Genomic DNA, 10,065 nt, shown 5'->3' with positions numbered 1-10,065 from the left:
ACGAAGATCGCCCCGAGGGGTACGGCGATCTTCCACCAGGTCGCGGCGCTGTTGGTGTGGGCCAGCACCTTCACGCCCAGGAAGTTCACCGCCACGAAGATCGCCATCAGGACGACCGCGACGATGATGCCGGATGTCGTGAGGGTTCCGTTCGCATTCTGGAGGCTCTTGGCCCATGACCAGTGGCCGGCGTAGCCGATCATGGCCTCGACCTCGATCGGGGCCACGGTCGCGGCCTGGAGCCAGGAGAACCAGCCGAAGGACATACCGGCCAGGCCGCCGAAGGCGTAGTGCGGATAGCGGGCCGTGCCACCGGCCACCGGGAAGAGGCCGCCGAGCTCGGCGTGCACCAGTGCCAGGAGCACGATCGCGACCGCACCGATGCCCCAGGAGATTATCGCGGCCGGACCCGCAACAACGACGGCCTTCTGGGCTCCGTAGAGCCACCCGGACCCGATGATGGAACCGACCGAGGCCCACATCAGGCCGATCAGTCCTACGTCCCTCCGAAGGGATGTTGATGTGCGTGTCATGGGCGTGATCTCGTCAACGCTTGCCATGGAGGGCCTTTCAAGACAGAGCTGGCCGAAAAGTTGCCTCAGCGTAGGGAGCATTGAGAGCCGTGCAAAGAGCCGTTGGCTGAATAGTTACATTCCAAAGAAAATTCATACCGACTTCGGTGATCACCACTCGGGACATATGGCGGAATGTGCGGCCACCCGACCGCGACAGACCAGTCCGGATACCGGTCAGTAGGCGGACAATTACCTGTACAGCCCACCGAATGGGCGAATTCTCTTTGGTGAAATCTTTGAGCTTGTGTACTGGTGGCATTACTTTTCAGCGCCTATGGTCTTGCGCCCTCTTCAGCGAATGCGGTGCTGAATCATCGCGGCGCGGAGAGATCGAAGCCCCGCGGAGGTGCCGCCGGCAGGCGCCGCGGATCGCCGACGCCGCACGGCATGCGGGGCACCTTTCGAAGGGGACATGCTGGGAAGGTGGGCCGCACGGTCAGGAGCGGCTCCTGGTGCGACCCGTGAGCGGCAGATGACCAGCAACCCCAGCGACTCCCCCACTCCTCCGCCGGCCGGTACCGGCAACGGACCCGCCGTCTCCCACGAGGAGTTCGACGCGCTCTTCGACACGGTCCGCACGTGGGGCCGCTGGGCTGTCGCCGACCGCGGCGCCTGGAACCGGGTATCCCCCGACCACGTACGCCGGGCCACCGCCCTGGTGCGGTCCGGAACGGTCGTCCCGATGGCACGCCCGTGGGACACGACGGCCGGCCCGGACAACAGCAGGCCCGCGTTGCACTTCATGTCCGACCTCGGCGACGTCGAGGCGCCTGAACCCGCCACGCACAAGGACTTCATCGCCGTCGACTACCACGGCAAGGCCGTCACCCACCTCGACGCGCTGTCCCACGTCGCCTACCGCGGACAACTCCACGACGGCCGCCCGGCGCGCGACCTCGTCGACTCCCGAGGTGCCCGGTTCGGCGCCGTGTCGACGCTCGGTCCGCTGGTGACCAGGGGCGTGCTCCTCGATCTGCCCAGCGTCTCGGGGAGCAGGTGGCTGGAGCCCGGACAAGCTGTGCACGCCGCGGACATCCTCGCGGCGGAGCGCACGCTCGACGTCACGATCGGCGAGGGCGACGCGTTGCTGCTGCGCACCGGCAGCGTCCGACGCCGCGCGGAACGGGGCGCCTGGAACCCCGACGCGGCGAGCGCGGGCCTCCACGTGAACGCCATGCCCCTGCTGGCCGAGCGCGGTATCGCCCTGCTCGGCGGCGACGGCGACAGCGATGTGCGCCCCTCGCCGGTCGAGGGTGTGCACTCTCCGGTCCATGCACTGGCGATCGTTGCGATGGGGGTACCGCTCCTGGACAACCTCGACCTCGAAGCGCTCTCCGCCGCCTGCGTCGGCGCGGGCCGCTACGCGTTCCTGCTCGTCGTGGCTCCGCTGAACATCCCCGGAGGCACCGGCTCACCCGTCACTCCGCTCGCGATGCTGTGACCACCGGGCCGCGCGGCGCCGGGCCGGGTCCGGGACACCTGCCCCCACGGGCCGGGATCCGGCCTCGGAGGACGCGGCGGCGACCGTCGCGTCCCGATGGGAGGCGCGTACCACCGACTACGCAAAGCTCTACAATTGGATCAAACGGTACGGATTTTCCGACGCAGGGTGACTACAGCGTTTGTACCGAAAAGGGAAGTGGTCGGGATGGGGCTCGTGGGAGTTGAGATCGGCCCCGCACGCGCCCGTGACCAGTTCCTTCACGGCGAGTCGATCGAGGGGACCGTAAGAAACTCGATCTTGAATTCGTGGCAGCGTTCCCTCTCACTGGGGCTCTCTCCGGACGGATGCGAGCTTCCCTATCGCCGTGATCTCGACCTGGACGGACGGCTCGTCCACGCCGCCGCGCCCGTACTGGACCGGCTCCAGACCCTGTTCGAGGGCAGGAACATGAACGTGTCCCTGGCCGATGGACAGGGGGCCGTGCTGCAACGCCGCTTCGGCGAGGCCTCCCAGGTCAGGCATCTGGCCGCGATCCAGAGCCTCCCGGGCTTCGTGTTCGCCGAGCAGTTCGGCGGGACCAACGGAATCGGTCTGGCGCTCGCGGAACGGCAGCTGATCCACGTGTACGGCGCCGAGCACTTCGCCGAACGCTCCCAGTCCAATGCGTGCTCGGCGATCCCCGTCCGGGACCTGCTCAGCGGACGCATCGAGGGCATCCTCTGCTTCGGCTATCCGATCACCGACGTGGACGCGGAGCTGAACACCGTGATCCGCAGAGCGGCCGGAGCCATCGAACGGCGGCTGTTGGAGCAGAGCTCGTCGCGGGAGCGCGCCCTCCTGGAGGCATACGTCGATGCCAGGCGCCGCACGCCGGCCGGCGACGGACGGCTCGGCGAGCTCGCCGAGAGCGGACTGGACTGGCGGGACCAGATGATCCTCAAGGAGAGGGCCGCCGATCTGATCTCCTTGGCCCAGCGCGCCGCCGTAGAGGTTCCCCTCCCCAGCGGCCGGCGGGTGACCTTGCTCAGCAGCCCGGTGACGAGCCGAACCGGGGTGGCGGGCATCGTCATCGAGGCGATCTTCCCGGCACCGCACCAGCGCATCGCCGTCCCCGCCGCGGCCGGCCCCTCGGTCAGTCCCCTGGCCGGGCAGGTCCTCGACCCCACCGGCCGGCCGCTCGGGCACCCACCGGACACCCCGCCCCGCCGAACGGCCACGACGGCTCGCGCACCCGGCGCCGCCGGACATCCCGCCGACCGGGCGGCCAGCGGGCTGGTGATGGTGGGCGAGCCGGGAGTGGGGACGTACGCCGTGGCGGCCCGGCGCCGCCTGGAGCTGCTGTCCGAGGCCAGCGCCCGCATCGGCACCACCCTGGACGTGAGCCGCACCGCCGGGGAGCTCGCCGAGATGGCCGTTCCGCGCCTGGCCGACTTCGTCACCATCGACCTTCCCGAGGCCGTACTGCGCGGCGATGAGCCGACCGATGCCCGCACCGGCCTGCACCGCACGGTGGTCCACGGCTATCGCGAGGACTGCCCCTTCTACCCCGCCGGCCAGCCGGTCGAGCTGCGCCCCACCACTCCCCAACTCCGTTGCCTGGCCAGCAGGGAGCCGGTCCTCGAACCCGACCTGAGAACTGCCGCAGGCTGGATCGCCCAAGATCCCGTGCACGCCCAGGACCTCCTCGACCACAACGTCCACTCCCTCATCGCCGTCCCCCTCGTGGCCCGCGGCATCGCCCTGGGCGTAGCGAGCTTCTACCGCTCGCGGGACCCCGCCCCCTTCGGGGACGACGACCGTTCACTGGCCCAGGAACTCGCCACCCGCGCCGCCATCTGCATCGACAACGCCCGCCGCTACACCCGCGAACACAGCATGGTCCTCGCCCTCCAGCACAGCCTGCTGCCGCACAGCTTCCCCGACCAGAACGCCGTCGAGGTCGCCTACCGCTATCTGCCTGCCGCGTCCGGAGTCGGCGGAGACTGGTTCGACGTCATCCCCCTGTCCAGCAGCCGCGTCGCCCTCGTCGTCGGCGACGTCGTCGGGCACGGGCTGCACGCCGCCGCCACCATGGGCCGACTGCGCACCGCCGCCCGCAACTTCGCCGAACTCGACCTCGCCCCCGACGAAGTCCTCACCTGCCTCGACAACCTGGTGGGGCGTCTCGACCGGGACGAGGGCAACGAGGAGCCTTCCACCGGAAGCACCGGAACCACCGGCATCATCGGCGCCACGTGCCTGTACGCCGTCTACGACCCCACGTCGCAGACGTGCGTCATGGCCCGCGCCGGCCACCCCCCACCGGCGCTGGTCCACCCCAACGGCACCGTCGCCTTCCCCGATCTGCCCGCCGGCCCGCCGCTGGGGCTGGGTGGTCTGCCCTTCGAAACCGCCGAATTCCACCTCCCCGAAGGCAGCCAGCTCATCCTCTACACCGACGGGCTCATCGACGACCGCCACCGCGACTTCGACACCGCCCTCGACCAGCTCCGCCGAGCCCTGGCGCACCCGAACCGCCCGCCCGAGGACACCTGTGAGGCGGTCCTCCGTACGGTGGTGCCCGACCACCCCACCGACGACATCGCGCTGCTCGTCGCCCGTACCCATGCCCTGGACGCACACCGGATCGCCACCTGGGAGCTGCCCGCCGACCCGGCGCTCGTCTCCGGCGTGCGCGCGGCCGTGGCCCGTCAACTGGCCGTATGGGGACTGGAGGAGGTCGCCTTCTCCACCGAACTGCTGCTCAGCGAGCTGGTCACCAATGCCATCCGCTACGGCACCGCCCCCATCCAGGTACGCCTGCTCTACGACCGCACGCTGACCTGCGAGGTCTCCGACACCAGCAGCACCGCCCCGCACCTGCGCCATGCGGCCACCACCGACGAGGGCGGCCGTGGCCTGTTCCTCGTCGCGCACATCGCCCAGGCATGGGGCACCCGTTACACCCCCGAGGGCAAAGCCATCTGGGCCGAGTGCGCCCTGGAACTCACCGGCGGAAAGCCCGGCATCGCCCTACCGCATTTCGACGACATTCCCGCCATCTGAGGTTTCATCAGACAGAGACGGCAAAAGGGGTCGTAGCATGGCGGAAATGCGGTAGCAGATGCCGGAAGTACGTCGTGAGACCGCACCGCACGGCGCCGTGACCACCGCGCAGCGCCCGGCGACACCGCCCCGTCAGCCGGGAACGATCGAGAGGCCGACCCCGGAGAAGTCCGTGCACGACGCTCCTGCCCACCCCCCTCCCGCGCACCGCGGACCCGAGCCTCTCGTCCGCATCCACGGCCTCAGCAAGCGGTTCGGCGGCACACTCGCGCTGGACGCCGTCGACCTCGACATCCACTCCGGCAGCATCCTCGCCCTGCTCGGTCCCAACGGTGCCGGAAAGTCCACCCTCATCAAGGTGCTCGCGGGCGTCCACCACGCGGACGAGGGCGCGGTGACGGTTGCCGGCCACCCGCTCGGCAGCGAAGCGGCCTCCCGCTCCATGTCCTTCATCCACCAGGACCTGGGACTCGTGGAGTGGATGACGGTCGCCGAGAACATCGCACTGGGCACCGGCTATCCACGCCGCGCCGGACTGGTCTCCTGGCGGCTGACCCGCCGGCAGGGCGCCGCGGCCCTGGGCATCGTCGCCGCGCACCTCGACCCGCGCTCCCCCCTCGCCGGCCTCCCCCGCGCCGAACGTTCCCTGGTGGCCATCGCCCGCGCACTGTCCACACAGGCCGAACTCATCGTCCTCGACGAGCCGACCGCCAGTCTTCCGGCCGCGGACTGCGCCCGGCTCTTCGGCGTACTGCACACCCTGCGCGACCAGGGGCACGCCATCGTCTACGTCACCCACCGGCTCGACGAGGTCTACCGGGTCGCCGATGCCTTCGCCGTCCTGCGCGACGGCCGCCTCATCAGCCAGGGCGCACTCGCCGACCACAGCCCCGCCCGACTGGTGCGCGACATCGTGGGCCACGAGCCCGTCCGCTACCGGCTCACCCCCGCCGTGGGCCGCCCCGTCCTGAGCCTCGACCGCGTACGCACCGACAACACGGCACCGATCAGCCTGGAACTGCGCGCCGGCGAGATCCTCGGGATGGTGGGTCTCACCGGCGCCGGACACATGGAACTGGGCCGCGCCCTGGCCGGCGCCCGGCCCGTCCTCGGCGGACGGGCCCTGCTCGACGGGCGGCCGTACGCACCGCGCTCGGTCGCCGCCGCGGTCGACGCCGGCGTCGGCTTCGTGACGAGCAACCGCCAGGAAGAGGGCTGCGCCGCCGAACTGACCGTACGGGAGAACATCCTGGCCAACCCCCGGCTGGACGGCCTCCCGGCCTTCCACTGGATCAGTCCCCGGCGCGAACGGGCCCAGGCCACTGCCCTGATCGACCGGGTTGCGGTCCACCCCCAGGACAGCGAAGCACCGATCTCCACCCTGTCCGGGGGCAACCAGCAGAAGGTCATGGTCGGCCGGTGGCTCCGGATCAGCCGCAAGCTGCTGATCCTCGAAGAGCCGACCGCAGGCGTGGACGTCGGCGCCAAGACAGCGATCTACCACCTGCTCCAGGACGCGCTGGCCGACGGCCTCGCGGTCCTGCTCCTGTCCACCGACTTCGAGGAGGTCGCCCACGTGTGCCATCGCGCCCTGGTATTCGTCCGCGGGGCGGTGACGACGGAACTGAGCGGCGCAGCCCTCACCGTCGCCGGGCTCGCCCGCGCCTCCTCGGCCATGCCCCCGCTCACCGGGACGACGGGACCTTGACCCCCTCCCCCCGCCGCCCGCCGAGCCGCCGGTTCGGGCACCTCATCGGTGCATATGGCCTCCTGGCCCTGGCCGCCCTGCTGTTCCTGGCGTTCTCCCTCGCGCTGCCGGACACCTTTCCCACCCTGGACAACATCTCCGAGGTCCTGTCCAACCAGTCGATCCCCGCCATCCTCGCGCTCGGCGCGATGATCCCCATCGTCACCGCCAAGTTCGACCTGTCCATCGGCTACGGCCTCGGCCTCGCCCACGTCATGACCATGCAGCTCGTCGCCCACGAAGCCTGGCCCTGGCCGCTCGCCTGTCTCCTGGTGGTCCTCGGCGGGGCACTCGTCGGCGCCTTCAACGGCGTGGTCGTCGAATTCGCGAAGATCAACTCCTTCATCGCCACCCTCGGCACCGGCAGCATCCTGTACGCCGTCACCGGCTGGATCACCAACGGGGCCCGGATCGTCCCCGGCCCGCACGGCCTGCCGGCCGCCTTCACCGACCTCTACGACTCCAGGTTCCTCGGCCTGCCGGTATCCGCCTGCTACGTCCTCGCGCTCACCGCCGTCCTGTGGCTGCTCCTGGAACGACTGCCCCTCGGCCGGTACCTGTACGTCATCGGCTCCAACCCCCGCGCCGCCGAACTGGTGGGCATCCCCACCCGGCGCTATGTCGTCTACGCCTTTGCCGGATCGGGCCTGGTCGTCGGCATCGCCGGTGTCCTGCTCGCCGCACAGCAGCGCATCGGCAACCCCAGCGTCGGCCTGGACTACCTGCTGCCCGCCTTCGTGGGTGCGCTGCTCGGCTCCACCGCCATCAGACCCGGCCGGGCGAACGCCCTGGGAACCCTGGTCGCCGTCGTCGTCCTCGCCATCGGCCTCGCCGGCATCGGGCAGCTGGGCGCCCAGTTCTGGGTCACCCCGCTGTTCAACGGCGCCACCCTGCTCCTCGCCGTCGGCATGGCCGGATACGCCACCCGCCGACAGCTGCGCCGCCAACGGACAAAACCTCCCCGAGCCCTCCCCGACCCGCCCGAGGTCACCCCGTGACCTCCGCCCGTCGCCGCCGCGTCATCCCCCTGCGAGGCGCCCCCGCCCTCTCGCCGCGCACGACCACCCCGGGCAGCGCGGTCGCGGTGACGGTGGCGGCTGCTGTCCTCACCGCAGGCACGGTCCTCCTCGGCTGCGAGCGCGGCACGTCGGTCGGCGGCGGCCCCCCCTCGCCAGGCCCGGCGAAGAGCGGCTGCCCCATCGCCCTGGCCCGCGCCGAAGCGGCCGTTGAGCAGGCCGAGAAAGCCAACCCGGCGACCACCGGCCCCACCGGTGGCCCCACGGCGACCACCGGAAGGAACATCGTCTATGTCGCGCAGACCATGACCAACCCCGGCGTCGCCGGCGCCGCCAACGGCGTGGCGGAAGCCGCCCGTGCCATCGGCTGGGACCTCCGGGTGATCGACGGCCAAGGCACCCCCGACGGGATCCAGGCGGCGTTCGGCCAGGCCATCACCCTGCGTCCATCGGGCATCGTCATCGGTGGATTCGACCCCGACCTGACGTCTCAGCAGGTCGCGAAGGCCACCGCGGAACACATCCCGCTCGTCGGCTGGCACGCGGTCGGCTCACCCGGCCCGAGCAAGCACCCCGAACTCTTCACCAACATCACCACCAGGGTCGAGGACGTCGCGAGGATCAGCGCGGAGTGGATCATCGCGCACTCCCACGGCCACGCCGGAGTCGTCCTGTTCACCGACGCCTCGATCCCCTTCGCCAGAACCAAGTCCGAACTGATCAAGAAGCAACTGGCCACCTGCTCAGGCGTGAAGCTCCTGGCGGAGGACAACATCCCGATCTCGGACACCAGCAGCCGAACCCCCCAGGCGGTCTCCTCACTTCTCTCCCGCTTCCGGGACGCCTGGACCCACTCCGTCGCCATCAACGACGTGTACTTCGCCGACGCCGCCCCGGCCCTGCGCGCCGCACGCAGGAAGGGCGGCGCCGCCCCCTTCAACATCGGCGCGGGCGACGGCGACCCCTCCGCCTTCCAGCGCATCAACAGCAGGCAGTTCCAGGCGGCCACCGTGCCCGAACCGTTCTCCCAGCAGGGCTGGCAGATCCTCGACGAGTTCAACCGCGCCTTCTCCCGGAAACCCGCCAGCGGATACGTCGCCCCCGTACACATCTCCACGGCCGCCAACAGCAGCGGGGCCACGACATGGGACCCACCCGGCTACCGCGCGGCATACCGGAAGATCTGGCACAGGTAGGACACGACACGGCCGGAGCCCACCCGCCGAGCCCGCCTCCCCGACGGCCTCCCGACTCCCTCCCTGCGAGCGGCCGTTCCCCCACGAGAACGGCTCGACCGGGCTGCGCCGACCGGACCGTGCCGCACATCCCGCGGTTACGGGGCTGCCTGAAGGGCGATCAGGAGTTGTACCAGGTGACCCCGTCACCACCGTCGTGGCCGATGGTCTGCACCATGACGTTGCCGTCCTGCCAGTACTTGGGGTGCTGGGTCAGGAAGCCGGGGATCGACTGGAGCGAGGTGGCGTCGCACGCCAGGTCGGTGCGGATGCAGAAGCGGTGCACCGGGACGCCGTCGAACTTCGCCGGGCCGGCGCCGGGAGAGGTGAATCCCAACGCGCTCCATCCCTTGGGCACCCGGGCCCCGATGCCGGTGCCGGGCTGCATGGGGTCGGCGTACAGCATGCCGTTCACCTGCGAGCGGGGGATGTCGGTGCCGCCGCCGGCTATCTTCTGGAGCACCTGGTCGGCCACCTGCGCGCCTTGCGAGTAACCGACGATCGTGAAGCGGGCGCCCGGATCACGGTGGTAGGTGTCCTCGGCGGCGGCCAACAGACTGCGGTACCCCTCGCGCACGCTGGCGTCGTAGCTCGGTGCGTTGAGGTCCGGAAGGTTGTGACCGTTGAGCCAGGGTCCGGCGCTCGCCGGGTAGCAGACCGGCACCGGGATACCACCGTTGAGGTGCTTGTTGGCGAATCCGTAGGTGGAGGTGCAGTCGGGCGCGGGCGCCGCCGAGCCCGTGCCGCCGACCTCCAGGTAGTAGTGGTGCACCGGGTCGGCGTGGGCAACGGTGGGCGCGACAGCGGTGAGGGCGACCACGGATGCCGTCGCTCCGGCCGCGCCGATCGCCTTCTTCCACCTGTTGGACAAGGTCATCTCTGCTTCTCCCCGAGTTGAGGTAGAACACAACTGCCGTGCTCGGCCTTGACGTTAACCGCGGCCGTTGGAATGCCGATGAAACGCGATGAAAGCGCTGATGGCGCCGCCTTCGACCCAGCAACG

7 protein-coding genes are annotated in these 10,065 nt (G+C 70.4%); 5 read left to right on the top strand and 2 right to left on the bottom strand.

Features of this window, described 5'->3' with window-relative positions:
- Positions 1-560: APC family permease (locus IEZ17_RS31940; protein ID WP_189306248.1), on the bottom strand; the 560-nt coding region annotated here is incomplete at its 3' end.
- Positions 561-1,047: 487 nt separating this feature from the next.
- Between IEZ17_RS31940 and IEZ17_RS31935 the strand changes: the two genes are divergently transcribed.
- The 5 genes from IEZ17_RS31935 to IEZ17_RS31915 all read left to right on the top strand — a co-directional run bounded on the left by IEZ17_RS31935 (position 1,048) and on the right by IEZ17_RS31915 (position 9,023).
- Positions 1,048-2,016 carry a cyclase family protein gene (locus tag IEZ17_RS31935; RefSeq protein ID WP_189306246.1) on the top strand — a complete coding sequence of 323 codons (969 nt, stop codon included), beginning with the start codon at positions 1,048-1,050 and terminating at the stop codon, positions 2,014-2,016.
- Between the two features lie 207 nt (positions 2,017-2,223).
- A complete protein-coding gene (locus IEZ17_RS31930; protein ID WP_189306244.1) occupies positions 2,224-5,064 on the top strand; it encodes a SpoIIE family protein phosphatase in 2,841 nt (946 codons plus the stop codon).
- A 172-nt stretch (positions 5,065-5,236) separates the two neighbouring features.
- Positions 5,237-6,772, top strand: coding sequence for a sugar ABC transporter ATP-binding protein (locus IEZ17_RS31925; protein ID WP_229852849.1), 1,536 nt, complete (start codon positions 5,237-5,239; stop codon positions 6,770-6,772).
- Positions 6,769-7,809 carry an ABC transporter permease gene (locus IEZ17_RS31920; RefSeq protein WP_189306240.1) on the top strand — a complete coding sequence of 347 codons (1,041 nt, stop codon included), beginning with the start codon at positions 6,769-6,771 and terminating at the stop codon, positions 7,807-7,809. The genes IEZ17_RS31925 and IEZ17_RS31920 overlap by 4 nt, the downstream gene beginning before the upstream one ends.
- Positions 7,810-7,895: 86 nt before the next feature.
- Entirely contained in the window at positions 7,896-9,023 is a 1,128-nt protein-coding gene (locus tag IEZ17_RS31915; protein WP_189306277.1) for a substrate-binding domain-containing protein, read from the top strand.
- Positions 9,024-9,183: 160 nt separating this feature from the next.
- Here the strand turns inward: IEZ17_RS31915 and IEZ17_RS31910 are convergent, their stop codons facing one another.
- On the bottom strand, positions 9,184-9,939 hold the full coding sequence (locus IEZ17_RS31910; RefSeq protein WP_189306238.1) for a PE-PPE domain-containing protein: 756 nt from the start codon (positions 9,937-9,939) through the stop codon (positions 9,184-9,186).
- Positions 9,940-10,065 lie beyond the last annotated feature (126 nt).

The sequence above is a fragment of the Streptomyces albospinus genome (genome assembly GCF_014648695.1).
Classification (GTDB): domain Bacteria; phylum Actinomycetota; class Actinomycetes; order Streptomycetales; family Streptomycetaceae; genus Streptomyces; species Streptomyces albospinus.
The sequence above is the reverse complement of the archived record's forward strand: the minus strand, read 5'-3'. Positions and strand labels throughout refer to the sequence as shown.

What these genes read in the sequence shown, in the direction of transcription:
- IEZ17_RS31935 (WP_189306246.1), top strand. Translation starts at nt 1,048, where the DNA reads ATGACCAGCAACCCCAGCGACTCCCCCACTCCTCCGCCGGCCGGTACC.
- IEZ17_RS31930 (WP_189306244.1), top strand. Translation starts at nt 2,224, where the DNA reads ATGGGGCTCGTGGGAGTTGAGATCGGCCCCGCACGCGCCCGTGACCAG.
- IEZ17_RS31910 (WP_189306238.1), bottom strand. Translation starts at nt 9,939, where the DNA reads ATGACCTTGTCCAACAGGTGGAAGAAGGCGATCGGCGCGGCCGGAGCG.